Source organism: Deinococcus maricopensis DSM 21211 (assembly GCF_000186385.1).
Classification (GTDB): domain Bacteria; phylum Deinococcota; class Deinococci; order Deinococcales; family Deinococcaceae; genus Deinococcus_B; species Deinococcus_B maricopensis.
On record NC_014958.1, the window covers coordinates 1,372,943 to 1,397,506 of the forward strand.

At 71.5% G+C, this 24,564-nt stretch carries 20 protein-coding genes and 1 tRNA gene; 8 read left to right on the plus strand and 13 right to left on the minus strand.

Annotated features, from left to right (window positions below; all coding sequences use genetic code 11):
- Positions 1 to 70: 70 nt before the first annotated feature.
- Positions 71 to 3,022 carry a hypothetical protein gene (locus DEIMA_RS06425; RefSeq protein ID WP_013556420.1) on the minus strand — a complete coding sequence of 984 codons (2,952 nt, stop codon included), beginning with the start codon at positions 3,020 to 3,022 and terminating at the stop codon, positions 71 to 73.
- Between the two features lie 159 nt (positions 3,023 to 3,181).
- Between DEIMA_RS06425 and DEIMA_RS06430 the strand changes: the two genes are divergently transcribed.
- The gene (locus tag DEIMA_RS06430; RefSeq protein ID WP_013556421.1) at positions 3,182 to 3,883 is read left to right on the plus strand and encodes a tetratricopeptide repeat protein; all 702 of its coding nucleotides are present in this window, start codon (positions 3,182 to 3,184) and stop codon (positions 3,881 to 3,883) included.
- Positions 3,884 to 3,981: 98 nt separating this feature from the next.
- The gene (locus DEIMA_RS06435) at positions 3,982 to 4,221 is read left to right on the plus strand and encodes a hypothetical protein (protein WP_013556422.1); all 240 of its coding nucleotides are present in this window, start codon (positions 3,982 to 3,984) and stop codon (positions 4,219 to 4,221) included.
- Here the strand turns inward: DEIMA_RS06435 and DEIMA_RS06440 are convergent.
- Complete coding sequence (locus tag DEIMA_RS06440) at positions 4,214 to 7,174, minus strand: AAA family ATPase (RefSeq protein ID WP_013556423.1); 2,961 nt, start codon at positions 7,172 to 7,174, stop codon at positions 4,214 to 4,216. The two genes, DEIMA_RS06435 and DEIMA_RS06440, sit on opposite strands and share 8 nt — an antisense overlap.
- Before the next feature lie 141 nt (positions 7,175 to 7,315).
- On the opposite strand from DEIMA_RS06440, the gene DEIMA_RS16855 reads away from it, so the two are divergent.
- Positions 7,316 to 8,065 carry a hypothetical protein gene (locus tag DEIMA_RS16855; protein WP_013556424.1) on the plus strand — a complete coding sequence of 250 codons (750 nt, stop codon included), beginning with the start codon at positions 7,316 to 7,318 and terminating at the stop codon, positions 8,063 to 8,065.
- Positions 8,066 to 8,156: 91 nt separating this feature from the next.
- Here DEIMA_RS16855 and DEIMA_RS06450 read toward each other — a convergent pair whose 3' ends face one another.
- The 5 genes from DEIMA_RS06450 to DEIMA_RS06470 form a co-directional block, all read right to left on the minus strand.
- Positions 8,157 to 9,071, minus strand: a complete 915-nt coding sequence (locus DEIMA_RS06450) for a diacylglycerol/lipid kinase family protein (protein WP_148234920.1) — start codon at positions 9,069 to 9,071, stop codon at positions 8,157 to 8,159.
- A gap of 81 nt (positions 9,072 to 9,152) precedes the next feature.
- A complete protein-coding gene (wecB, locus tag DEIMA_RS06455) occupies positions 9,153 to 10,283 on the minus strand; it encodes a non-hydrolyzing UDP-N-acetylglucosamine 2-epimerase (protein WP_013556426.1) in 1,131 nt (376 codons plus the stop codon).
- A 68-nt stretch (positions 10,284 to 10,351) separates the two neighbouring features.
- Positions 10,352 to 11,509 (minus strand): MraY family glycosyltransferase, encoded by a 1,158-nt coding sequence (locus DEIMA_RS06460; protein WP_013556427.1) that lies wholly within the window; start codon positions 11,507 to 11,509, stop codon positions 10,352 to 10,354.
- A gap of 58 nt (positions 11,510 to 11,567) precedes the next feature.
- Positions 11,568 to 11,993 (minus strand): hypothetical protein, encoded by a 426-nt coding sequence (locus tag DEIMA_RS06465; RefSeq protein WP_013556428.1) that lies wholly within the window; start codon positions 11,991 to 11,993, stop codon positions 11,568 to 11,570.
- 155 nt (positions 11,994 to 12,148) lie between these two features.
- Positions 12,149 to 12,652 (minus strand): pyridoxamine 5'-phosphate oxidase family protein, encoded by a 504-nt coding sequence (locus DEIMA_RS06470; protein WP_013556429.1) that lies wholly within the window; start codon positions 12,650 to 12,652, stop codon positions 12,149 to 12,151.
- 206 nt (positions 12,653 to 12,858) lie between these two features.
- Here DEIMA_RS06470 and DEIMA_RS06475 point away from each other — a divergent pair, with 206 nt between their 5' ends.
- Both DEIMA_RS06475 and DEIMA_RS06480 read left to right on the plus strand, forming a co-directional pair.
- Complete coding sequence (locus DEIMA_RS06475) at positions 12,859 to 13,692, plus strand: SDR family NAD(P)-dependent oxidoreductase (protein WP_013556430.1); 834 nt, start codon at positions 12,859 to 12,861, stop codon at positions 13,690 to 13,692.
- Positions 13,693 to 13,696: 4 nt separating this feature from the next.
- On the plus strand, positions 13,697 to 15,448 hold the full coding sequence (locus DEIMA_RS06480) for a glycoside hydrolase family 15 protein (protein ID WP_013556431.1): 1,752 nt from the start codon (positions 13,697 to 13,699) through the stop codon (positions 15,446 to 15,448).
- Positions 15,449 to 15,488: 40 nt separating this feature from the next.
- On the opposite strand, the gene DEIMA_RS06485 is transcribed toward DEIMA_RS06480, so the two are convergent.
- Both DEIMA_RS06485 and DEIMA_RS06490 read right to left on the minus strand, forming a co-directional pair.
- Positions 15,489 to 16,721, minus strand: a complete 1,233-nt coding sequence (locus tag DEIMA_RS06485; protein WP_013556432.1) for an MFS transporter — start codon at positions 16,719 to 16,721, stop codon at positions 15,489 to 15,491.
- Positions 16,722 to 16,802: 81 nt separating this feature from the next.
- Positions 16,803 to 16,878, minus strand: a tRNA-Ala gene (locus DEIMA_RS06490).
- A gap of 144 nt (positions 16,879 to 17,022) precedes the next feature.
- On the opposite strand from DEIMA_RS06490, the gene guaB reads away from it, so the two are divergent.
- Both guaB and trhA read left to right on the plus strand, forming a co-directional pair.
- Positions 17,023 to 18,489 carry an IMP dehydrogenase gene (guaB, locus tag DEIMA_RS06495; protein ID WP_013556433.1) on the plus strand — a complete coding sequence of 489 codons (1,467 nt, stop codon included), beginning with the start codon at positions 17,023 to 17,025 and terminating at the stop codon, positions 18,487 to 18,489.
- A 107-nt stretch (positions 18,490 to 18,596) separates the two neighbouring features.
- A complete protein-coding gene (gene trhA, locus DEIMA_RS06500; protein ID WP_013556434.1) occupies positions 18,597 to 19,241 on the plus strand; it encodes a PAQR family membrane homeostasis protein TrhA in 645 nt (214 codons plus the stop codon).
- Between the two features lie 52 nt (positions 19,242 to 19,293).
- Here trhA and DEIMA_RS06505 read toward each other — a convergent pair whose 3' ends face one another.
- From DEIMA_RS06505 to DEIMA_RS06520, 4 genes are read right to left on the minus strand one after another with little or no spacing between them, the layout of a single operon-like run.
- Positions 19,294 to 19,911 (minus strand): site-2 protease family protein, encoded by a 618-nt coding sequence (locus DEIMA_RS06505; RefSeq protein WP_013556435.1) that lies wholly within the window; start codon positions 19,909 to 19,911, stop codon positions 19,294 to 19,296.
- Positions 19,912 to 19,969: 58 nt separating this feature from the next.
- Complete coding sequence (locus DEIMA_RS06510; RefSeq protein ID WP_013556436.1) at positions 19,970 to 20,599, minus strand: zinc metalloprotease; 630 nt, start codon at positions 20,597 to 20,599, stop codon at positions 19,970 to 19,972.
- Positions 20,584 to 22,008, minus strand: coding sequence for a CCA tRNA nucleotidyltransferase (locus DEIMA_RS06515; protein WP_013556437.1), 1,425 nt, complete (start codon positions 22,006 to 22,008; stop codon positions 20,584 to 20,586). The genes DEIMA_RS06510 and DEIMA_RS06515 overlap by 16 nt, the downstream gene beginning before the upstream one ends.
- Positions 22,009 to 22,044: 36 nt before the next feature.
- The gene (locus tag DEIMA_RS06520; protein ID WP_013556438.1) at positions 22,045 to 23,334 is read right to left on the minus strand and encodes a S1C family serine protease; all 1,290 of its coding nucleotides are present in this window, start codon (positions 23,332 to 23,334) and stop codon (positions 22,045 to 22,047) included.
- Between the two features lie 128 nt (positions 23,335 to 23,462).
- Here DEIMA_RS06520 and DEIMA_RS06525 point away from each other — a divergent pair, with 128 nt between their 5' ends.
- On the plus strand, positions 23,463 to 24,524 hold the full coding sequence (locus tag DEIMA_RS06525; RefSeq protein WP_013556439.1) for a butyrate kinase: 1,062 nt from the start codon (positions 23,463 to 23,465) through the stop codon (positions 24,522 to 24,524).
- Positions 24,525 to 24,564: the final 40 nt, after the last annotated feature.

Genomic DNA, 24,564 nt, shown 5'->3' on the forward strand with positions numbered 1-24,564 from the left:
GCTGGTGCCGCGCACAGCCCCGCCGATGGCCCACAGCTTGTTCGTGTCCTGCCCACGAGGTTTCGGCACGTCACCGCACGGGCTGCTGCTCCGCCCGTGCGGTGCCCATGCCCGCCGCGAACCGCAGCGCGTCCGGGAGGCGCGGCACGTCCGGGAGGTGCGGGAACGTCGCGCGCGCGGCCGCCCAGCCGGCTGCTCCGTAAGCTTCCAGCGCCACGCCCACCTCGCGCCACACGCCCGCGCGGAACGGCGCGAGCGCGTCGCCACTCAGCGTCTCGTGCAGCCACGCGACGGTGTGTTTCGGGTCGTCACCGTCGCGCATGAGGGCCCGCGCTTCCAGCGTCAACAGGTTCGCGGTGAGGCCCGGATCGGGCGTGGCCTGCTCGCCCACCAGACCGGCCGTGACGCGCCGCGCCAGTGCGTGCGCGCGGTTCACGAGGGCGAGCGTGCCCGCTGCGTCTCCGGCGCGCCAGCGTACGTCCGCCATGGCGGCGCGCGCCTGCGCTTCCGCGTACGGCTGGTCCGCGAGGTCCATGGCGGCGTCCACGAACGACGCGGCGCGCGCCGCGTCCGGCTCGGCGAGCGCGCGCGACAGCAGCGCGTCCAGCCTTAGCGTCCGGTCGCGGTCCGCGTCCCCCCACGGCAGTGCGAGGTGCGCGTCCAGCAGCGCCCGCGCGGCCTGCAGGTCCGGATGGTCGCTGAGCGCCCCGGGAAAGGGATTCAGGTACGGCACGTTCATGGCGCGCGTCAGGTACGCGAGGGCCATGCGGTAGCGCGTGCGGCGCGCGCGGTACGCGGCCTCGTCCGGCCGGAACGGTGCGTCCGCGAGACGCGCCAGGGCGCGCGTGGCGCTCAGCAGCGCCTCGTCTGCCTGACCGCGCGCCAGCAGGAGCGGCACCGTTTCGCTCTCGATGCGCGCCATCAGCACCGGGTCGGTGTCCTGCGCGAGGCGCGTGGCGTCCTGCAGGCGCGGCCACGCCTCGTCGAGGCGCCCGACGCGCCGGAGGGCCGTGCCCAGCCGCGCCGTCACGCGCGCGCGTTCTTCGGCCGCGGCGTGCGCCGCTTCGAGCATGCCGAGCGCTTCGCGGAGCGCCGCGAGCGCCGCGAACGGCTGCCCGAACCTCAGGCGCAGGTCGCCCGCCTGGTACAGTGCCCGCCCGCGGCTCAGCGGGTCCCGTTCCGCCACGGCGGTCAGGTCCGCGACGGCTGCCGGGTAGTCCCCGCGGTCCTTGGCGATCAGGCCGCGCCACAGCAGCACGCGCGCGTCCAGCGGTGCGGGTGCCACGCGCGTGGCCTCCTGCACGGCGCGCGTGGCGCCCGGCAGGTCCCCGCGCCAGCGCAGCACCGCTGCGCGCACGAGGGCGGCGTCCACGCGGGCTCCGCGCGCCCAGGCGTCCTGCCCGCCGGGCGGCACTTCGGCGTCGAGTGCGGCGAGTTGCGCGTCCGCCGCGTCGAACGCGCCGCGTTCGACGGCGCTCTCCGCGAGCTTCACGCGCGCCCAGGCGCGCACGGCCGACGCGGGGTGTTCCAGCAGGACGCTCAGCGCCTCGCGCGCGTCCGGGTGGTCGTACTGCCCGAGGCGCGCGTGATGCCGGACGGTTTCGCGCGCCAGCACCTCGCGCGCGGCGCCCTGCGCGGTGCGGCGCGCGAGGCTCCACGTGCGCGCCGCGAGCGCTTCCGGGGTGCTGTGCAGCGCCATGGCGTTCACGGCGCCGTCCCAGTCGTTGAGGTGCGCGAGGTGCAGCACGGCCGCTTCGGTGCGCGCCGCGTCCGGGGTGCCTGCCAGGAGCGCGGCGGCGGCGCGTCGGTGGGTGGTGTGCAGTTCGCTGCTTTTCAGGTGCGCGCGCAGTGTCGGCACGAGCGAGCGCGATACCGGGCGTGGCGCGGCCTCGTTCACCTCGTCGAGCAGCTGGCGTGCGTGCGGCGGCAGGTCCGCGATGGGTCGCCCCAGCGCGGCTTCCAGGTGCCAGCGGGGCACGCTGATCGCGCCGTCCGGCAGCGTGACCGCGAGCGCTGCGATGAGGGCGCGGGCGTGCGTGTCCCGCAGCAGCCGCGCCGCGCCCTGCGCGTCCCCGCTTTCGAGGCCGCGGACGCTCGACAGCAGCGCCAGCCGGTCGAGGTTGCGGCCGGCGGCGCGCAGCAGCGTGTCCGCTTCGCCCGGCGCGAGCGGCAGGCGCGCCATGAGGTAGCGCCGCGCTTCTTCGGCGGTGGGTGGTTTCAGCGGCAGTACCTCCGCGGCGGGGCTGACGAGGTCAACGGCGTCATCGAGAGCGAGCAGCGCGGCCACGTCATCCGGCAGGCCCCGCAGCAGGTGCTCGTGCGCCCACACGCCCAGGCTCGTGGCGGCGCCGCCGGGCAGTCGGGGCGGCACGCCCGCGAACGTCCCCTGCGTGCCCGCGCGGATCAGCAGCACTCCCCGGACCCTGCCGCGGAGGGCCCGCGCGGCTTCCGCCTGCCATTCGGCCTGCACGGCGTACGGGAGGCGTTCATGCAGGCGCGCCAGTGCCCCGCCGTCGCCGCCCACGCGGTCGAGTGCGGCCTGCAGGGCCGGGGCGGATTCGCCTTCCAGCAGCAGCCGCGTGACGCTCGGTGCGCCGCGCAGCCGCGCGATTTCCCGTTCCAGGTGCTCGATCAGCAGCGTTTTGCCGACGCCGGCGCGTCCCGTGACGATCAGGCGCGGCGCGCGTCCGGCTTTCAGGGCGGACATGAACTGACGGAACGCGAGGCGTTTGCTGCGCCCCAGCAGTTCCACGTGGGCCACGCGGTCTTCGAGCGGCTCGGGCGCGTCGGGGGTGGGCAGGCCCGCTTCGGCGTGCAGTTCACGCAGGAGTTCGAACAGGGCGCGCTTGTCGCCGCCCGTGCCGACGCCGCGGTACAGGACGTTGCGGACGGCGTTGGGGTTCGCGCCGCGCTCGCGCATGGTGTGTTCGAGCCAGCGCAGGCTGCCGCGCATCAGGCCCGTGGCGGGGTCCGGGGGCAGGCGCCCTCGCAGGGCGTCGAGCAGAGGACGCCACGCGCTCAAGACCTCACCACACCACGAACCCGCGTGCGCGTCATGTCTGGGTTATAGCAGGCGGAAGCGCGTCCACGCGTGCCCGTCGGGCCGTCAGGTTCCGAACAGATCCACGGTGTATACTCACGCCTAAACCAAGTTCAAAATTCCCCTCCCGGAGGTACACTCATGCGCCACTTCTTGACCCTCACGCTCGCCGTGTCCGGCCTCGCTTTCGCTGCCAGCGCCCAGGAAGCCAGCACCCTGCTCGACCAGGGCAACTGGAAAGCCGCCGCCGACATGGCCCTCGACCTCAAGACCAGCGACGGGTACACCATCGCCGCCAAGGCCACCACCCTCGGCGCCAGCCTCAGCCCGGACAACCAGAAGAAAACGATGCTGGAAGCCGCGCAGAAGTACGCGAAGCAGGCCATCGCCGCGAACGCGAACAACGCCGACGCGCACTTTGAACTCGCTCGCGCCGACGGTCGCCTCGCGCAGTACAGCGGCATCCTTCAGAGCCTCGGCCTGGCCGGCGAAGTGAAGAAGAGCCTCGACACCGCCATCAAGCTCGACCCGAAGATGGCCGGCGCGTACGTTGCGCTGGGCCTCTGGAACGCCGAACTGGCCAGCAAGGGCTTCATCGCCACGGCCAGCACGGGCGCCAGCAGCAAGAACGTCGTGCCGAACTTCGAGCGCGCCATCGCCCTGGAGCCGAGCAACCCCACGCACCGCCTCGAGTACGCCAACGCCCTCCTGAAGCTCGACAAGAACCGCAACAAGGCCGCGGCGCTCGCGCAACTCCAGAAAGCCGTCAGCCTCAACGCGGGCACGTACTGGGAGAAGCAGGACCTCGCTGCCGCGCAGAAGCTCCTCGGCACGCTGCGCTGACCCCACCAGAAGGAGGCCCCGTGCATCACGGGGCCTCCTTCGCATGAGGAACCTAAGGAAGCTCCCCGTTCTTCTCATTTGTCTCGTATAACCGGGATATGCCGAAGACCCAGCTCAAGCACCTCCTGGAATTCCTCCACGCCAACCAGCCCGAAGACGGTCAGGAACTCAGCTTCACGCTGCCCAACGGCGGCACCCTGATCATGGCCCGCAGCGGCGCTCTGCGCCGCAGCGTGGACGGCAGCGCCCCCGAGCAGCAGGTCACCCACATCACCCTGACGCTCGTGGAAGCCGTGTCCGGCAGCCGCGGCGAACACATCGAACCCGACCCTACGTAAGACTCGGGTTCAGGCCCAGGCGGCGCTCCTGCAACGCGCCGCTCAACAGCCGTTCCATCAGCAGAGGGCTCGGGCCCTCTGCTGACGCATTCAGCTCTACCGGCAACGCCCACGAGGACACCAGCGCCGACACCGCCGTCCGGATGTTGTTCGAGCACCCCGGGTGCGCCACGACCGCGCGGAGCATCTCCGCGGCCCCCGCAGTATTCCCCCGGAACAGCTCCACCTCCGCCAGGCCAGTCAGGCAATCCAGCAGCAACCCCACGGAATCCACCTTTTTCGCGGTCTTGAGGTTCAGCTCGAAAATCTTCGAGGCGTTGCCGATGTCGCCGTCCAGCAGCTTGGCGCGCGCGTACGTGTCCATGATGTAGTAGATGATCGTCTTGTCCTCAATGGCGTCACTCAGCCGGATGGCTTCATCGCAGAACTTGAGGGCCTCCGCGGCGTTTTTCATGCACAGCGACAGGTACGCGAGGTTGTTGAGAATCTGAGGTTTGATGCTGGGGTTGCTGTGCCGGTCCGCGTAGCTCAGGGCCTCCAGGAACCCGGCGCGCGCCTCCGGGTACTTGCCGTCGTCCTGCAGCAGCAGGGCGTAGTTGCTGATGGAGCTGGAGATCTTGTCCGGGTTGTCGAGCGCCTTGAACGCCTCGGCAGCCCTGAGCGCGTGGTCCTGCGCCCGCGGAAAGTCCCGCCTCTTGCGGTGGATGGCCGCCAGGTAATCATGAATCAGGGCCACGTCGGACAGCTGCTCGAACGCTTCGGCCGCGGGCAGAAGCGCGGAAAACAACTCGGCCGCCGCCTCAAGGTGGTTCTGGCGCTTGAGCAGCATCGCGCGGGTCAGCTGACCGACGTACGGCGTCCACTCGTCCTCGGGGGTGACCTCGCGCAGGACGGTCAGCGCCGCGTCCAGACGCTGCCGGACGTCCTCCAGCGCCCCCCGGCGCATCCGCAGGCCCGCTTCGTAGATGAATACGGTCGCCTGCTCCACCGCGCCGTGGAAGCGGCTGCGCGCGTCCTCGAACCACGCGATGCCTTCCGTGAGTTTGCCGTTGCACATGAAGTAGTTGCGCAGTTCACGCGCGGCGCCCCGGACCTCCGCGAAGGCCCGCGCCTCACAGGCCCGCAACCACGCCAGGTGCAGGTTCGCATGCTCGTCCTCCAGCTGCCGGAGCACCTCACGCTGCCTCGCGCCGCTGAGCGCGCCCGCGTGGGTCCGCAGGACCTGAAGGTAATAGCTGCGGTGCTCGTCGCGCGCGCTGTTCAGGACGTCCTCAGCGGCGTTCAGGCGGACGTACTGCCGGATCAGCGGATGGAAGTCGTAACGGCCCGGGTGGCGCAGGTGCAGCAGCGTCCGGTCGGTCAGGCGCACGAGGTCCGGGAGGGTCGCGCGGGCGATGCGGGCGGCCGCTTCACGACTGAACCCGCCTTCCGTAACGCTCAGGCGTGTGAGCACCGCCCGCTCGCGGTCCGTGAGGCGCGCCCACGTCTGGTCGAACACGGCGCGCATGCTGCGGTGGTGCGACGTGACGCTCGCCGGGTCGTCCAGCAGGTCGGTGCTGCGCTGCAGCTCCGCGAGGATTTCCGTGGGCGTCAGGACGCGCGCCCATGACGCGGCCAGTTCAATCGCGAGCGGCAGGCCGCCGGTCAGGTCGCACAGGTCCAGTACGGCCGGCCATTCGTCCGGCGGGAGCGTGAACGCCGCGTTTGCGCGGCGCGCGCGGCTGAGGAACAGCTGCGCGGCGGCGGGCAGCTCCAGGTGCGTGCCGTGCGGGTGCGCGGGCGTGACGTTCAGGCCGCTGAGCGGCAGCACCCATTCCTCGTGCAGCCCGAGAGGCTCCCGGGACGTGATGAGCGTGCGGACGTGCGCGGTATGCCGCAACAGGTCCGCGATGACCGGCGGAAGGTCAGGCAGGTGCTCGGCGTTGTCGAGCACGAGCAGCACGCGCGCGTCCTGCAGCTGGGCGTGGAGGGCGGCGCTGGGGTGCGCGTGCTCCGCGGTGCCCGTGAGGGTCTGCACCAGCCGCGCCGTGACGGCCGCGGCGCTGGTGAGGTCCGCGAGTTCAATGAAGTGCACGCCGTCCGGGAAGAGGTGCGCGGCCTGGGCGTGGTGCGCCGCCTCGATGGCCAGGCGGGTTTTGCCGGTGCCGCCCAGGCCCGTGAGGGTAAAGCAGCGGCAGGTGAGGTCCTGCACGCGTTCCGCGAGCAGGTCGAGTTCACGTTCGCGGCCCACGAAGTACGTCGCGGCGGGCAGCGGCGCAGGCGTGACCCGGGCGGGCCCGGTGACGGGCTCGCGGGGCGGCGTAGGTGTGAACAGCGCCCTCGCGTCGTCCGGCGTGACCGGCAGCGTCAGGTCGTACGCGGCGGCCTCGCGGCGCACGTCGGGCGCGTGGACGCTGTCGCCGGCCAGCAGCAGCGCGTGCAGGCGCCGCAGGTCCTCCGGTTCCGGTTCGGGCGCGCCGGGCAGCAGGTACGCCGTTTCCGCCTGACGCGCCGCCGCGCGGAACTCCCCGTGCCGGGCCTGCGCCTCCGCGAGGTGCAGATGCGCGTCGCGCACGCGCGCGGCGAGGATGTCACGTGTGCCGTACAGCCACTCGCTCAGCTCCTCACCGAGGTCCGGCAGGTCCACGCCCGCGAGGAACGCGCCCGTATGTAGGCGGACGACCTCGTCGTACCGGGCGTGGTCGTGCGCGTCGAGCAGCGCCTGCGCGTCGCACGGCGCGGCGGCGCGCAGGCGCGTGCCCTCCACGTGAACGGCGTCCGGCAGGCCCTGCCGGAGCCGCCCCAGCGTGACGCGCAGGTGCGCGGCGGCGTTCTCGTCGCCGGGCCAGAACAGGTCCCGCAGGACGCGGCGTTCCTGCGCCCCCTCCAGCGCGAGGTACGCGAGCAACAGCAGCGGCTTGGGCCGCTGGAAGTCGCTCCCCACGATGCCGAGCCCCCCCAGCGTGCGAAGCATGCCTCTACTGTACACGGGCGTATCCGCCCCGGATACGCCCCGGCGACGCCCCCACGTGCAACCTATGGGCACGAGGAAGGCGAGGCACGCCAACCTCGCCCACCACAGGCCCGAACTTCATTCCGCACAAGGAGCACCACCATGAAAACCCCCAAAGTGATCGCCGCCCAGTCCGCCGCCCTTCTCGGTCTCGTCCTCACGCTCGGCGCCTGCGGCGCCACCGCCACCGTCCCCCAGGACAGCAAAGCCGCCGAAGCGCAACCCGCGAAGGCCACCCTCGCGGCGCAGAACGTCACGAACTACCGCGTGCGCGTCGTCGTCGACAGGGTGTACTGCAAGGACACCGAGGACATCACCGGCGCCGACGAGTTCTACGCCGGCGGGGACCTGGTCGTCAGCAAGCCTGACGGCACCAAGAAGTCCGTGCCGTTCCTGATGTCGCCCCCGGTGGACCTGAACAACAAGATGACCTGGACGGCCAGCTACACCGTGCTCGATGAAGTCGTTCCCGCCGACTCCGACGTGGTCGGGAAGCTCGTGGCGTACGACGAGGACGCCGGCAAGGACTGGAGCAACGTCGGGCCGAAGTTCATGGAAGCCGCGCGCGTCACCGGCGAGGAACTCATCAAGACCGGCAACAGCAAGGCCGCCATCGCCGCGGGCGCCCTGAACGCCGGCATGAGCATTCTCGACGCGGCCATGAGCGCCGACAAGGACGACGTGCTGGGCCTGTTCGGCTTCCAGGGCACCACCATCAACAGCAGCACGCCCACGTACATCTCCCGCAGCCAGCGCATGTACAAGACCAGCACGTGGGGCTGGAGCACCTGGGACTACACCATGTACTACCACCTGGAAATCGAGCCGACCACCGCGGCGCCCACCCTCTAACCCCCGCACGTGCGGGCGGCGCGCCCTCCCCCCGTCCGGACAAGGCCGGCCACGCTCCTGCGTGGCCGGCCTTCGTAGGTGAAGCGGGGCGTCAGTGCGGCAGGGACAGCAGTTGCAGGGCGCCCGGCAGGATGCGGGCGTGCAGCGCCGTGACCTCCCCGGCGAGCTCACCGTCCACGTGCGCGTGCATCGGCTGCGCCCACGTGACCTGCACCTCCCGGCCGTGCCCGTGCACGACGCGCGCATCGTGGAGGTGTGTGCCGCGCAGCACCTTCGTGAGCAGCGCGAGCAGCGTCACGCGCGTCAGTGCCCGGCCGAGCACGACGTTCAGCTGCCCGTCCTGCACGTCCGAGGTGGGGCTGATCCGGAACCCGCCGCCGTACCGCACGCCGTTCATGACGGCCACGAGGCACGACGGGCCGACGTACACCTCGCGGCCGTCCACGTGGACGCGAACCTGCCCGGTCCGCAGGTCCCGCAGGCCCGCCAGCACCGCCCAGAAGTACCGCCCGAACCCGGACAGCCGCGCGGGCGCGCGTTTCATCAGCGCGGACACCTGCGCGTCGAACCCCATGCCGAGGCCGTTCAGGAGGTGATGCGTGCCGAGCGGCGTGCGCGCCTCCAGGAGGTCCACGGCGCGCGCTGCGCGCGTCACGCGGTCCAGCGCGGCGTCCACGTCGCCGGAACGCAGGCCGAGCAGGCCCGCGAAGTCGTTGCCGCTGCCGAGCGGAACGATGCCGAGCGCCCGCCCGGTGCCGACGAACGCCGGCAGGACGCCGTGCACGGTGCCGTCACCGCCAGCCACCAGGACCGCCACGTCCGGCGGAAGGGCCCGCACGCGCGCGCACGCCTCGTCGGCGCTGCGGGTGCGGATCACCTCGTACTTGAGGCCGCGCGCGCGCATGGCCGCTTCCAGGCGCGGCCACGCACGCGCGGCGAGCCCACGGCCCGCCCCATCATTCACCACGACCGCGAAGGCGTGCGGTCCGTCCACTGCTGTGCTCACGTGCGTGCAGGATACCGCTCCGCCGCACCATGAGAAGCGGGCAGGGCCGAAGCGCGCTTCGGCCCTGCCTCCGGTCGGCGTTTACGCCCAGTCGTCCGGGCGGGGTGCGAGGCCGAAGTGCCACGCGACCGCCTGGGCGATGCGCACGCTCGCCTGCCCGTCCCCGTACGGGTTGCGGGCCGCGCGCATCCGCACGAGCCGCTCCGGGTCGCCCAGCAGCGCCAGCAGCTCGCGCTGCGCGCGCGCGCCCTCGTTGCCCACGAGCGTGAGCACACCCGCGTCCAGCCCTTCCGGGCGCTCGGTGACGTTGCGCAGCACCGCGACGGGCACGCCCAGCGCCGCGCCTTCCTCCTGCAGCCCACCACTGTCCGTGATGAGCAGTTCGCTGACGCGCATCAGCGGCGCCATGTTCGCGTAATCGAGCGGCTCCGTCAGTTCCACGTTCGGCAGTTGGCCCAGCACCGGCACGACCGCGTCGCGCACGGCAGGGTTCAGGTGCATGGGGTACACGAAGTGCAGCTCCGGGTGCGTGAGCGCCACGACGCGCAGCGCCTCGGCGAGCTCGGTCATGAACGGCAGGTTCTCGCGGCGGTGCATGGTGATCGTCACGAGGTGCTGCCCGGCATCCAATTTCGCCTGCCACGCGGGGTTCAGCGGCACGCGCTCCGCGACGCTGCGCACGGCGTCCACGGCCGTCTGCCCGGTCACGACCACGCCGTCCGCCACTTTGCCTTCGCGCAGGATGTTCGCCTTGCTGAGGCCCGTCGGCGCGAAATCCAGCGTGGTGAGCACGTCCGTAAGCTTGCGGTTGGCCTCTTCCGGGAACGGTTCGCGCATGCTGCCGCTGCGCAGGCCCGCTTCCACGTGCCCGACCGGAATGCCTTCGTAGAACGCGGCGAGCGCCACGCAGAACGTCGTGCTGGTGTCGCCGTGCACGAGAACCATGTCGGCGTTCATCTCGCGGAGCTTCACGGCGGCCTGCGGGACGATGCGGCCCGTGAGTTCCGGCAGGGTCTGCCGGTGCGTCATGACGTTCAGGTCCTCGTCGGGCGTCAGGCCGAACACCGCCAGCGCGGAGTCGAGCTGCTCACGGTGCTGCCCGGTGCTGAGGATCAGGGGCGTCAGGCCGGACTGCGCCTGAAGGGCGGTGTACACGGGTGCCATTTTGGTGGCTTCGGGGCGCGTGCCGAACGCGAGCACGATGCGTTTCATGCAGGTCAGGGTCCTTTCCGGGGCGGGGGAGGGCAAAAGGGGGGCGCCGCACTCGCGGCGCCCGTCGGTCAGGGGGCGGTGCTCGGCCCGGGTGGGCGCTCGCGCTCCACGGCGCGCACGCGGCGGTACGCTACCCACGCGAGGCACACGACGACGAACACGACCATCCCGAGAATTGCGGGGAACGCCACGCGCTGCGCGAGCATGCCGAGCACGCCGAACGCGAGCGCGACGCTCCACAGGATGATGGCGGTGCGGCGCGCGCTGGCGGTGCGCGCGAGGACGCGGTGGTGCAGGTGCGTCTTGTCGGGGTGGCCGAGCGGGTTGCGGATGCCGCGCGCGAGGCGGCCGATCACGACCTGCGTCGTGTCGAGGATCGGCAGGGCCATCACGAGCAGCGGCACCAGCACGGACGCGCCGACGCTGAACTTCAGCGTGCCGAGCATGCTGACAGCCGCGAGCGTGTACCCGATCAGGTACGATCCGGCGTCCCCCATGATGATGCGGCTGGGGTTGAAGTTGTGCCGCAGGTACCCGAGCGCGGCGCCCGCGAGGCCCGCGAGCAGCACGACGGCCGCGGCGCGGTCCGGGAACTGCGCGGCGGTGACGAGCAGCACGACGCTCGCCACGAACCCGACGCCGCCCACCACGCCGTCCACGCCGTCGAGGAGGTTCACGGCGTTCGTGAGGCCCACCACCCACAGGACCGACACGACCACGCTCAGCGGCGCGTTGATGGCGTCCGGCAGGACCGGCAGGAACGGCATGGCGTTCAGGTCGAGGTGCAGGCCGTTCACGACCAGCAGCACCGCTGCGAGCGCCTGCACGATCAGGCGGAACAGCGGCGACAGGCCGAACTGGTCATCGATGAAGCCAGTCAGCACCAGCACCGCGCCGCCCAGCAGGATGGCGAGCACCTGAATCTGCACGCTCTCGATGATGATGGGCCGCAGCGCCCAGGCGACCACCACGCTCAGGATGAACCCGGCGAAGATCGCGAGGCCGCCCGCGTTCGGAAGAGGCTCCTTGTTGAGGCGGCGTTCGTTCGGCTGGTCCGCCCAGCCGACCTTTATGGCGAAGGCGCGGACGCGCGGAATGAACCGCCACGTGAACACCGCGGCGGTCAGGAAGGTCAGGACGACACTCAGGAATCCACGGCCCCACAGGTCCGCGATACCGAGCGCTTGAGCGAAAGAGTGCAGGGTCTCCATAACGGTCTTAGCCATCCCGATTGTACGCGCGCGTGCGTGAGGAAGGCCGCGCCCCTGCGGATGTACCCCTGGATTACTGCTCTTCGGGGACGTAGCCGTGCAGGGTGGTCCGCACGAACCGGACTTCCAGCGCGGTCACGTGCGCCTCGATGCGCTCCAGGAGGGTGCGGCCCGGCGGCAGGAGGTGCGTGGCGGCCGCCTCGAAGGCGCGCAGGTGACGCGCGTGCCACGGCGCGCCCCACGCGAGCGGGTAGAGTTCCACGCCGAGGACGATCACGACGTCCGGTTGCGCTGTGACGAACTGGCACTGGCGCGGGGCGATGGACGACCAGCGCAGCAGCGGCAGCAGCACGTCAGCGTGCTGCGGGTGCCGTTGCCGCTGGAAGGCGAGCGTGAGGCGGGCGATGGGCTGGGGAACGCGGCGCCGCGCGAACCGCGCGTTGTGACGCCAGGTGTCCAGCACCCGCTGTTCCTGGGGGGTGGGGGGGAGCGTGGGCATAGTGGGGGGCGTGCAGCGCCCGGGCGCTCACGTGCTGCTCATGATGCGCGCCTGACTCTTCCGCGGCTCTTACAAGCCCACGCCACCCCGCCGCCCAGGCCTCCGAAACAGGGGAGAGGGCCGCGCCCGGCGCGGCCCTCTCCCCTACAGATGCCTTAGAGGTCCACGCGCTCGTTGCGGCCCATATCCTCGGCCTCGGTGGGTCGGCCCGTCAGCGCCGCGCGCGCCATATGGAAGAGCTCCTTGGCCTTCCCGTCACTCTCCCAGAACTCCGCGCCCTGGGCCTCCACCTTGATCAGCTGGATGTTCGGGTCATCCACGCCCTCCGGGAAGTACGCCTTATAGAAATCCGTCCAGAGTTCCTCCACCTTCGCGCGGTCCTCCAGCAGGAGCGCGCGCCCCTCGATGCTCACGTACGCACCCTTCCCGGGATCCGCGAAACCGACGTTCACGTTCGGGCGGGCGCGCATGTTCCGCACCTGCTCGGTGTCCTTGCCGCCCAGGAACCACAGGTCCCCGTCGAACTCCGCTTCCTGCGTCGTCATGGGGTGCGACTTGAGCTTCCCGTCGTCGGTGATGACGGTCAGCATGGCGAACTTCAGGTCCTTGATGATCTTGGTGATGTGCTGCAGGCTCTGCTCACGGGTCATCTCACTCATGCCCGCGATGCTGACACGCCCCACCGCGCGCGCTTTGCAGGGAAGCACACCGGGTGAAGGACGACTTCAGGAACCGTAACGAAACCCGCAGGGGAGGAAGCTCAGGGTTTGTAGCGCGCCGCCCGAACCTCCGAGCGGCTTTACACGAAGTTCACCAACCCCGCACGACCCGCGCGAAAGCTGAGTGGCGCGAAAGGAGTTCCACCATGCCCGACCAGCAGCAAACCGTCACCCCCCTGCCCGAACCGCAGGACTACCGCCACCGCGGCCGCCTGGAAGGCCGCGTCGCCATCGTGACCGGCAGCGAGTCGGGGATCGGGCAGGCCACCGCCGTCGAGTTCGCCCGCGAGGGTGCGGACGTCGCCGTCACGTACTTCAAGGACGAAGCGGGCGCGCAACAGACCCGCGCGGACATCGAAGCGCTCGGGCGGCGCGCCATCGTCGTGCACCTCGACCAGCGCGACGAAGCGAGCGTGAAGGCCCTGTTCGACCAGACCGTCCGCGACCTCGGCACGCCGGACATCCTCGTAAACGACGCCGGCATCGACGCGACTGGGAAGCAGGTCGCGGACATGACCGCGCAGGAATGGGACGACCGCATCCGCACGAACCTGTACGGCCCGTTCTACGCCTGCCAGCAGTTCATCCGGCTGCGCCGCGTCGCGGGCGGACGCGGGAAGATCATCAACGTCACCAGCGTCCACGAGGACATCCCCCGCGCCGGCGCGTCCGGGTACGACAGCAGCAAGGGCGCCCTGCGCAACCTCACGCGCACGCTCGCGCTGGAACTCGCCCCGGACCTCATCAACGTCAACAACCTCGCGCCCGGCATGGTCCTCACTCCCATGAACCAGGAAGCCATGGACGACCCGAAGGTGTACGCGGAGCAGGTGCAGAGCATCCCGTTCAAACGCGCGGCGCAGCCGTGGGAGATGGCACGCCTCGCCGTGTACCTCGCGTCCGCCGACGCGGACTACGCCACCGGGCAGACCTTCACGCTCGACGGGGGCCTCACCATGAATCAGGGCCAGGGGGCCTGAGCGCTTGCACGACCCGGACGCCCCGCGCGTGCCCCTGCGGGACCTCGCGCTGATCAGCGACCGCCGCACCGGCGCGCTCATCACCCGCGACGCGCAGGTCCTCTGGTACGCCCCGGACCGCTTCGAGGCGCCCACCCTGCTGGCCGGGCTGCTCGACGCGGACCAGGGCGGCACCTGGACGCTCCACGCTGACGGGCTCACCCCCGAGCGCCGCGCGTACCACGCCGACAGCGCCGTCCTGCACACGCACCTGAACGGCCCGCACGGGCCGCTCACCATCACCGACTTCCTCCCGTATGCCCCCGGCACCCCCCGGGGCCTCGCGCGCCTGCTCAGCCCCGCCCCCACGCCCCTGACCCTCACCCTGCACGCCGCCCCGAACTACGCCCGCACCCCCGCCCACCCGCGCCTGCTCACCCCGCACGCCGCGCACCTCCACGGGAACCTGCACCTGTACGCCTCGCACCCGCTGCGCCTCGACGGCCCACGCGTCCACCAGGACGTCCCCGCCGGCGAGCGCGGCTGGGCGTTCCTGGCCACACGCCCCACAGCGCACATGGACGGAGCGCAGCTGAACGCCTGGCACGACGCCACCGTGCGCGCCTGGGCCGCGCTCGGCACCACGCCCGACCACGGCGCCTACACGGCCGCCGTTCGCGCCGCCCTGCGCGCCCTGCGGATGCTCACCGACGAGGACAGCGGCGGCGTCCTCGCCGCGCCCACCTTCGGCCTGCCCGAAGTGCCCGGCGGGCCCGCCAACTGGGACTACCGCTACGTGTGGCTGCGCGACGCCGGCATGATCGTCAGCGCCCTCACCCGCCTCGGCGCCCCCCGCGAAGGTGAACGCTTCCTCGACTTCGTGTGCGGCCACGTGCCCGAAACGCGCGACCTGCCGCGCGCGCCGTTCACGACCGCCAGCGGCCAGCCCGTCCCCACCGAACAGACCCTGCGCCTGCGCGGGTACGCCGGCAGCCACCCCGTGCGCGTCGGCAACGACGCCCGGCAGCAACTGCAACTCGACGCGTACGGCAACGTCCTGCTCGCCGCGAAACTCGTGTACGAACGCACCCCCGACCGACCCCACTGGGGCGTCGTCCGCCGCCTCGCGCGCTTCCTCGCCGACCACTGGCACGAGGACGACGCCGGCATCTGGGAGGAACGCACCCCCCGGCCGTACGTCGCCGGAAAGGTCATCGCCGCGTGCGCCCTCGAACGCATCGCCCCGTACAGCACCGACCCGCACGAACGCGCCACGTGGCAGGGCGCCGCGCGCGCCATCCGCACGTGGGTCGCCACGCACGGCCTCACCCGCGACGGCGCCTACGCCTACGTCGCCGGGCAGGACCACGTCGACATCACCGCCGCGCTCTACCCTGTGTGGGGCTACTGCGCCCCTGACACGCCCGAAATGCTCGCCACCGCCGAGGCACTCGAACGCGACCGCCAGCGCGGCCACCTGTACTGGCGCACCATCCACGACGACGCGTACCAGCAGCAGCACGAAGGCGCGTTCCTCGCCGGCACCTTCTGGATGGCGCAGTACTGGGTCATGCGCGACCCGGCGCGCGCCCGCACCATCATCGACGCCGCGCTGCGGCACGCCAGCGACCTCGGCCTGCTCGCCGAGGAAGCCGACCCGGACAGCGGCGCGCTGTGGGGCAACTACCCGCAGTCCTTCGTGCACGCCGCGCTGATCGGCGCCGTCATTGACCTGCGCGCCGCCGAAGCGCGCGGCGCGCACCCCACGCCCTCCTAAGCAGCGGGGGCGCCCACAGGCGCCCCCCGAGCCCGCGCGGCTACTTCACGCCGCGCACGCGCGTCACCAGCAGCATCGCCAGCACGAAGAACGACGCCGCCACGCCGAACACCAGCGTGTACCCGAGGTTGTGCCCGTGCGCGTTCCCCCAGTCGAGCAGCAGGCCCTGCGGCGCGCTGATGAACTGCGGCGCCGTGAACGCCACGTGCCACACGCCCATGTCACGCGCGTAACTCGCGGCGCTCGGCATCGCGTCACTGCCGAGCGCCCAGTCGACGCTCGTGAACGCCCCGAACCCCAGCCCGAACACCACTGCGAGCGCCAGCACCACCGGCAGGTTCGGCGCGAACAGCAGCGCAACCGCCGCGACGGCCATCAGCGTGCCCGCCACGTAGATGACCGGCTTGCGGCCCACCCGGTCCGACACGCGGCCCGCCAGGAGCGTGCTGGCGATGCCGCCCGCCACGATGGCCAGCAGCATCACGCTGTTCGCCGTGACCGCGTTCCCGAGATCCACGCCGCCCAGGCGGAAGTTCCCGATGACGTCCCGCAGGTAGTACTGCAGCAGCGGCTGCACGCTGTACTGCCCCAGCCCGAACAGCGCGCGCGTCACGAACACCCAGAAGAACGGCCCGTGCCGGAACAGCGCCAGCCAGTTGACGCGCGGCGCGGCCGGCCCGGCGGGCCGCGCGGGCGGCTCCGGCACGAAACGCACCGTGAGGGTGCTCGTGAACAGCAGCAGCGCCGCGATGAGGATGAACGTCACCTCGCGCGGCAGCAGCTGGAAGCCGACCAGCGCGCCCACCACGCCGCCCAGCAGCTGCCCGGAGAGCTGCAGCAGGCCCATGACGCCGCTGTACCGCCCGCGCTGCTCCGGCGGGACGACCTGCGGAATGAGCGCGCTATACGGCGCGGTCGCGGCATTGTTGCCGATCTGCAGCACCAGGAAGCCCAGGCCGTACACCCACACGTTCGGCGCGAACGCCATGATCAGCAGCCCCACGACGTTCACGACGACGCTCCACTGAATCAGCGACAGGCGCCGCCCGACGCGGTCGCTGTACGCGCCGACGATGGGGGGAAGCAGCATGGCGATGGCCGCGCCGAGCGCGATCAGCAGGCCCTGCGACTTACCTTTGTCCGCCTCGCCCACGAAGCGCAGCATGTCCGCGGGAATCAGCACCGCGAACAGCAGCAGCCAGTGGAAGGACGTCCCGAACCAGAAACCAGAGAGCGCCCAGGGGTTCACGCGCGGCGGAGCAGTAGTCGTCATGTCCCGGCGAGTATACTGGCGCGCCCCGCGCGCGCCGGACGCAAAAGCGAACCACCCGCACATATGTGCGGGTGGTGTCTTTGGTGGAGCTGAGCGGGATCGAACCGCTGACCTCGTCATTGCGAACGACGCGCTCTCCCAGCTGAGCTACAGCCCCATTTCCTTGTGCCTTTGGGTGTTCCCCTTGGGCGAGACAGAGATTACCACGCACCTCTGAAGAGCGCAAGAGGGCCCACGCGGTGCATACAGGGGTGCATAGCGTTCCAGTCCGCCGCGCGGCCCTGGGGTACACTGGGCGACCATGAGTGGCGACCGTTTCGCGTACAAATTCGGCCAGGAAGGCATCACCTTCGACGACGTTCTGCTTCTGCCTCGTTACAGCGAGGTCCTCCCGCACCAGGTTGACCTGGGCGCGCAGCTCACCCGCCGCGTGCGCCTGAACGTCCCGTTCGTGTCCGCCGCCATGGACACCGTCACCGAAACCGCCATGGCCATCGCCATGGCCCGCGAAGGCGGCATCGGCGTGATTCACAAGAACATGCCCATCGAACGCCAGGCGGAAATGGTCCGCAAGGTCAAACGCAGCGAAAGCGGCATGATCGTCGACCCCATCACGCTGCCCGTGACCGCCACCGTCCGCGAAGCCGACCAGATGATGGCCGAATACAAGATCAGCGGCGTGCCCATCACCGCCGACGACGGCAAACTCCTCGGCATCATCACCAACCGCGACATGCGCTTCATCGAGGACCTCAGCGTCCCCGTCGCGGACGTCATGACCAAGGACCAGCTCATCACCGTGCCCGTCGGCACCAGCCTCGAAACGGCGCAGGAAATCTTCAAGCAGCACCGCATCGAGAAGCTCCTCGTCACCGACGACGCCGGCTACCTCAAGGGCCTTATCACCATCAAGGACATCGCCAAGCGCGTGAAGTACCCCAGCGCCGCCAAGGACGACCTCGGGCGCCTGCGCGTCGCCGCCGCCATCGGCGTGAGTGCGGACCTGATGGACCGCGCGGCCGCCCTCGTGCAGGCCGGCGCGGACGTCCTCGTGCTCGACAGCGCCCACGGCCACAGCAAAGGCATCCTGAACGCCGTTCGTCAGGTCAAGGACAGCTTCGACGTGGACGTCATCGCCGGGAACATCGCCACCGCCGACGGCGCCCGCGCCCTCATCGACGCCGGCGCGGACGCCATCAAGGTCGGCATCGGCCCTGGCAGCATCTGCACCACCCGCGTCGTCACCGGCGTCGGCGTCCCCCAGATCAGCGCCGTGTTCAACGCCGCCGAAGTCGCCCTGAAAGCCGGCGTGCCCGTCATCGCTGACGGCGGCATCAAACAGACCGGCGACGTGCCCAAGGCCCTCGCCGCCGGCGCGAACGTCGTGATGGTCGGCAGCATGCTCGCGGGCACCGACGAAGCCCCTGGCGAGGTCGTCCTCCGCGACGGCCGCCGCTACAAAAGTTACCGCGGCATGGGCAGCCTGGGCGCCATGGACCAGGGCAGCAGCGACCGGTACTTCCAGACCGGCACGCGCAAATTCGTACCCGAAGGCATCGAGGGCATCGTCGCGTACAAGGGCGCGGCAGGCGAAGTGCTCTACCAGCTGGCGGGCGGCCTGCGCAGCGCCATGGGGTACTGCGGCGCGCCCAGCCTTGAGGACCTGCGGGAACACGCGCAGTTCGTGCGCATCACCGGTGCGGGCCTGATCGAAAGCCACCCGCACGACGTGACCATTACCAAGGAAGCGCCGAACTACACCAAGTAAAGGCCTCCGGGCGCGGCCACGTCGGCAGTTCCGGTGCCGACGTGGCCGCGCTTTGGACCCCGTTCACCACAACAGTTCCTCACGGGTGCGGCGCCTAAGCTGGAAGGGTGAAACGCCTCTACGCTGCCCTGCGCGAACCCGTGAACAGCCTCACGCACTGGGCCGGCGTCCCGCTCGGCGCCGCGTTCCTCGCCGTCCTGCTCGCCTGGGCCCACGCCCGCCACCTCCCCTTGTGGCCGTTCGTGGTGTTCGGCCTGAGCTTCATCGCGCTGTACGCCTCCAGCGCCACCTACCACTCCCTGCGCGTGTCCGAACGCGCCCTGCTGTGGCTGCGCAAACTCGACCACAGCGCCATCTTCCTGCTCATCGCCGGAAGCTACACCCCGATTGCGTACTTCGGTCTGCACGGCGACTGGCGTTGGCGCGTGCTGTGGCTCGTGTGGGGCATCGCCCTGGCCGGCATCACCCTCAAGCTCGTCACCATGCGCCTGCCCCGCTGGGTCAGCACCGCGCTGTACCTCGGCATGGGCTGGATCGCGCTCGCGTTTGTGCCGCAACTCGCCCGGAACCTCCCCGTGGGCGCCATGGTGTGGCTCGGCATCGGCGGGCTGCTGTACACGGTCGGCGCGGTCATCTACGGCACCAAACGCTGGAACCCCCGCCCGGGCGTGTTTGGCTTCCATGAGATCTGGCACCTGTTCGTGCTCGGCGGCAGCACCGCGCACTTCGTCATGATGCTTAACCTCCGCTGAGCCACAAGGAAGGCGGCCCCACGAGGTGTGGGGCCGCCTTCCTTGTGGCCCGTCAACCCAAGCCGATGAGGCGCAGTACGAACCCCTGCACGGTCCCCAGGATGTCCCCGATCGGGCCGCGGGCGATGTAGATGAACACCATCACCAGCACGAAACTGAACGGCATCGCCTCGAACTCCATCAGGCTGCGCCCCAGCGTCCGCGGGAACAACGCCGCCACGATGCGGCTGCCGTCCAGCAGCGGAATCGGCAGCAGGTTGAAGATCGCCAGCACCAGATTGATGCTCAGCACCGTCAGCAGCACCTGCAGCGACAATTGCGTGTGCGGCAGGACGTACAGCAGCACCGTCGTCACCACCGCAATCAGGATGTTCGACAGCGGCCCCGCCGCCGCGACCGCCAGGCCTCCCCAGCGGCTCAGGTTGTTCATGTTCACGGGAACGGGCCGCGCGAACCCGAAGCCCGCCACCAGCAGCAGCAGCGCCCCGAACGGATCCAGGTGACGAGCGGGATTCAGCGTCACGCGCCCATACCGGCGCGGCGTCGGATCGCCCAGGCGATCCGCCACCCAGGCGTGCGCGAACTCGTGGAAGGTGAGTGACAGGACCAACGCGCCCGCAATAATCACGAACGCCAGCGGGTCGGACGACAGCAGATTGATCAGGCCCATGTGCGGCCATTGTACGGGCCGCGCGCCCGCCCACCTGTGTGACCCGCCGGGATTGCGGTTACCAGGGCAGGCGCGAGATCAGCCACTGCAGGCCCGCCCACAGCGGCGCCGCCACCTGCACCAGCACGTTCGAGAGGTACAGCACCACCCACACGATGTACGTGACGAGCACGCCCGGCCCCTCCAGGTGCGCGAGCGCGCGCCGCGCCCCGCGCGGCCCCGCCAGGAACACTAGGCGCCCCCCGTCCAGGTGGGGGAGGGGCAGCAGGTAGAACACGGCGTGCAGCGTCGAGGCGTACGCGGCGAGGCCGAGGGCCTGCCCGAGCACGTCCGCGCCCGCGAACGCGTTCTGCTGCGCGCGCTGCAGCACCAGTAGCAGCAGCGCCCACACGAGCAGCGTCAAGGGCCCGGACACCAGCGCGTACACCGCGCGTCGCCCCCGCAGCGTCAGCGGCACCGGCCGGGACAGCGCCACGCCCAGCAGGACGTACAGGGCCGCGCCGACCACGTCGAAATGCACGGACGGCTCGGGCACGCCGTACCCTTCCTGGCGCGCGCTGTCGTCCCCCAGGCGCGCGGCCACGTGCGCCTGCACGACGCCGCGCAGCATCACGCCCATCAGGAACGTGACGACCAGCAGCACGAACACCAGCGGGTCGCGGCCGATCAGCGTCAGCGGTCCGAACACGTGCCCTCCGTCAGGTACGCGCGCAGCGCCGCCTGCTCCTCCTCGCGCGAGCGGACCACGCCGGCCCGCCGGAGCTGCGCGAGGTGCCCGAGGGCCCGCCCGACCGCGGGGCCGGGCGGCACGCCGAGCGCCGTCACGTCCCGCCCCGTCAGGGGCGTGTACGCGTCCGGGCGCAGGCGGGCCCGCAGTTGCGCTTCCGGCGTGCCCGGCGGGAAGGGCCGCTCGCCCAGGGACCGCTGCAGCAGCGCGCCGGGCCGCTCACCCAGCCCGAGACGCGCCGCGAGCCCCGCCGGGTCCGGGGCCGCGGCAAGCAGCGCGGCCGCGTACACCACGGGCGGCACGGCCTCTCCCGCGTCCTGCCGAGCATCCAGCGCTTCGAGGTGCTCGGCGGCGCCGTCCGGCAGGAGCGACCCGGCGCCCCAGGCGTGCAGGGTGCGCGCCGCCCGGCCCGGCCGGGGCTCCTGCAGCAGCAGGCGCAGTTCCGCGTGCAGGCGCGGCGTGCGCTGCGCGAGGTCGAGGGCGTCCGGCACCTGCGCGAGCAGCTCCGGGTGCGCCGCGAACCCCAGCCGCGCGCCCAGGCGAGCGCCGCGCACGAGGCGGCTCGGGTCCTCCCGGAAGCTGCGCGCGTGCAGGGGCCGCAGGGTCCGTGCCTGCAGGTCGCCCAGGCCGCCGTGGAGGTCCAGCAGGCCGTCCTCGCCGGCGGGAAGGGCGAGGGCGTTCACGCTGAAGTCCCGCCGCGCGAGGTCCTGCGCGAGCGTCCCGGGGCGCGGCTCCGGGTTCGCGCCGGGCATCGGGTACTGCTCGGTGCGCGCGCGGATCAGGTCGAGGGTCCGCTCGCCCGGCAGCGTGAGCGTCGCGTTCCCGAACGCCTCGTGCGTGAGGGCCCGGCCCCCATGTTCGGCGCTCCAGTGCGCCGCGAGCGCCGGCACGTCCGCGCCGGTCACGACCACGTCCAGGTCCGACGGTGTCCCGCCCAGCAGCGCGTCACGGACCGCGCCGCCTACCAGAACCACGCGCGCCCCGCGCCCCGCGAGGGCCTGCAGGTCCAGCAGCACGCGCGCGTCCTCGGGGCGCAGCGCCGACCACACGCGCCCGGCGAGGTCCGCGTGCGCGGGTTCCGCGAGGTCCGCGGCCGTGAGCACCCCCAGGGGCCGCTCGCCGTCCTGCACGATCACCGCTGGGGCCGAACGCAGCGCCGCGCGCGCGGCGCGGGCGGGTGCGTCCGCCGCCAGGGTCGGAGCAGCTTCCACGCCTGCGGGCGTCAGCACCCCGACAGCGCGCCCCTCGTCGTCCGTCACGAGCAGGGCCGGAGCGCGCCACGCGCGGAGCGCCTCCTGCCCCTCGGGCGCGGTCGCGGGTGCGGGCACCGTCACGGGCGGCGCCGCCGGCAGCAGGTCACGTAACGTCACGGCCCACAGTATGACCCGCGCGCCCCGCCCGGGGCGTTACCGCGCCGGTTCCTGCACGAACGACGCGGCCGTGAGCGTCACCGTCACCTCACGCGCCTGCCCGTCCCGCACCACCTTCAGGCGAATCTGGTCGCCTTCGCGCCCGTTCACGAGCGCCGCCTGCAGGTCCTCCACGCTGTCCACCGGCTGGCCGTTCGCGGCGGTGATCACGTCGCCGCCCAGCAGCACCCGCCCACCGCCGATGGTCTGCGTGCGCGTTCCACCGCGCAGGCCCGCCGCGGCTGCGGGTAGGCCCGGCGTGACCTCGCCGACCAGCAGGCCCTTGCCGGGCAGCTTGAGCTGCTGCCGGGCACTCTCTGTCAGGGCACTCAGGCCGAACGACACCGGCACGTACTGCCCGCTGCGGTCCTGCACGGCCAGCGCCGGCGCGATCCCGATGCGCGGCGCGTACACCACGCCGCCCTTCGCGGCCTGCAGGCGCGGCAGCAGGTTCTTGGCGACGTTGATCGGAATGGCGAATCCCACGCCGGCACTCTGCCCGGTGCCGCTCGCCGCGCCCGCCGGGCTGATGATCTGCGTGTTGATGCCGATCACGCGCCCGCGCGAGTCCAGCAGCGGCCCGCCACTGTTGCCCGGGTTCACGGCCGCGTCCGTCTGAATGGCGTTCTGCGTGATGCCGCCCGTGATGCCGATGGGAATGCGGCGGTTGGTGCTGCTCACGATCCCCTCGGTCACACTGAAGTCAAACCCGAAGGGCGCGCCCATTGCCACGGCCTTCTGCCCGACCGCCAGCTCGTCGCTGTTCGCGAGCGGAATCGGCTTGATGGCGCCCTTCGGGAGTTTCGGCGCGCGCAGCAGCGCCAGGTCGTACTGCGGCGCGACGCCCAGCACCTGCGCGTCGTACTTGGCGTCGCTGTTCATGAGCTGCACGGTGATGCGGTCGGCCGGGCCGCCCGTGCTCTCGTTCGTGACGACGTGCGCGTTCGTGAGGATGTCCCCGTTGTCGTTCACGAAAAAGCCGCTGCCGAGCCCGGTCTGCACCTGCTCCTGCGCGCCGCCCCCGCCGAAGAACATCCCGTACGGGTCCTGCGTGGTCGTCCGCTGCTCGGTGTTGACCAGCACCAGGCCCGGTTCGTACGTGCGGACGATGTCGATGGTGTTCTGTTCGTTCTGCAGGCGCGCGCCGTCCTCGCGGAGCGGCGCGACCGCCGCCGGCGTGGTCGTGCCGGTGCTCTGCGCGGCGGTGATCGGCACAGCGTCCCGCAGCACCGTGGCGCCCAGCATCAACCCGGCCATCACGGCCACAACAGTGAAAGACTTCCTCATACCCCGATTGTACGGACGCGCGCATGAACCCCGTCCGTCACGCACCTGAGCGAAGGTTTAGGAGAATTGGGCACCACCGCAGCCCGCGCCTGCCGGACGACCGCGGGCGGTCTGCTACGCTGTGCGGGATGATCGCGTTCGTGATCAACCCCGGCTCCACCAGCACCAAACTCGCGCTCGCGCACATCGAGTCCGGCGGTGACCCCACCCTGCCCGGCAAACTCCTCGTGACGCTCACGCGCGCGGAAGTGAGCCACCCCGACGACCGCCCACCCCACGACCTCGCCCGCCTCGTGCAGGACGTGCAGGACGCCACCCGCGAGTGGCCCACCCCGGACGCCGTCGTCGCCCGCGGCGGCCTGATCGGGCCGTTGAGCGCCGGCACGTACCGCGTCACGCCGGACCTCGCCACGTACGCCCTCAGCAGCCCGTACGGCGAGGACGCCGCGAACGTCGGCCCGGCCCTGGCGCTCGCGCTCGCGGACGCGCGCGGCGTGCCCGCCTTCATCGTGGACCCGCCCATTTCCGACGAACTGCTGCCCGAAGCGCGCCTCACCGGTCTGCCCGGCATCGAGCGCGCCGCGCGGTTCGACGCCCTGAACGCCCGCGCCGTCGCCCGCCGCGCGGCGTACGAGGCGGGCCGGCGGCTCCACGACGCCCGCGTCGTTGTCGCGCACCTCGGCGCGCGCGCCAGCATCACCGCCTTCGACCGGGGCCGCGCACTCGACACCAGCGGCAGCGAGGGGCCGTTCACGCCGCACCGCGCCGGTCACATTCCCGCCGGCGGCCTGCTCGACCTCGCGTACAGCGGCCTGGACCGCGCGGCCCTGGATCGCCGCCTGTACCACGAGGGCGGTTTCTTCGCCCTGACCGGCACCGCGGACCTGCGGGAACTGGAGCGCCGTGAACGCCAGGAGCACACCGTGAAGCTCGTCGCGGACGCCTTCGCGCATCAGGTCGCCAAGGCCATCGGGGCGCTCAGCGCTGCGCTGCCCGGACGTCCGGACGCCATTGCGCTCACGGGCGGCATTGCCCGCTGGGAAAGCCTGATGGACCGCATCGAGCGGCGCGTCAGCTGGATCGCGCCCGTCAGCATCGTCCCGGGCGAACTGGAGCTCGAAGCACTTGCGGAGGGTGCCGGGCGCGTCCTGTTGGGCGTGGAGGCTCCGCGCGACTGGACGCATCCGTAAGCGCTCGGCCCCGGCGGACGCCACGCGTGGGCTTGAAGGC

Coding starts and splice junctions, on each gene's coding strand:
- DEIMA_RS06525 (WP_013556439.1), top strand. CDS start 23,463: ATGATCGCGTTCGTGATCAACCCCGGCTCCACCAGCACCAAACTCGCG.
- DEIMA_RS16855 (WP_013556424.1), top strand. CDS start 7,316: ATGAAAACCCCCAAAGTGATCGCCGCCCAGTCCGCCGCCCTTCTCGGT.
- DEIMA_RS06520 (WP_013556438.1), bottom strand. CDS start 23,334: ATGAGGAAGTCTTTCACTGTTGTGGCCGTGATGGCCGGGTTGATGCTG.
- DEIMA_RS06470 (WP_013556429.1), bottom strand. CDS start 12,652: ATGAGTGAGATGACCCGTGAGCAGAGCCTGCAGCACATCACCAAGATC.
- DEIMA_RS06485 (WP_013556432.1), bottom strand. CDS start 16,721: ATGACGACTACTGCTCCGCCGCGCGTGAACCCCTGGGCGCTCTCTGGT.
- DEIMA_RS06430 (WP_013556421.1), top strand. CDS start 3,182: ATGCGCCACTTCTTGACCCTCACGCTCGCCGTGTCCGGCCTCGCTTTC.
- DEIMA_RS06435 (WP_013556422.1), top strand. CDS start 3,982: ATGCCGAAGACCCAGCTCAAGCACCTCCTGGAATTCCTCCACGCCAAC.
- DEIMA_RS06475 (WP_013556430.1), top strand. CDS start 12,859: ATGCCCGACCAGCAGCAAACCGTCACCCCCCTGCCCGAACCGCAGGAC.
- DEIMA_RS06465 (WP_013556428.1), bottom strand. CDS start 11,993: ATGCCCACGCTCCCCCCCACCCCCCAGGAACAGCGGGTGCTGGACACC.
- DEIMA_RS06505 (WP_013556435.1), bottom strand. CDS start 19,911: ATGGGCCTGATCAATCTGCTGTCGTCCGACCCGCTGGCGTTCGTGATT.
- guaB (WP_013556433.1), top strand. CDS start 17,023: ATGAGTGGCGACCGTTTCGCGTACAAATTCGGCCAGGAAGGCATCACC.
- DEIMA_RS06460 (WP_013556427.1), bottom strand. CDS start 11,509: ATGGCTAAGACCGTTATGGAGACCCTGCACTCTTTCGCTCAAGCGCTC.
- DEIMA_RS06440 (WP_013556423.1), bottom strand. CDS start 7,174: ATGCTTCGCACGCTGGGGGGGCTCGGCATCGTGGGGAGCGACTTCCAG.
- wecB (WP_013556426.1), bottom strand. CDS start 10,283: ATGAAACGCATCGTGCTCGCGTTCGGCACGCGCCCCGAAGCCACCAAA.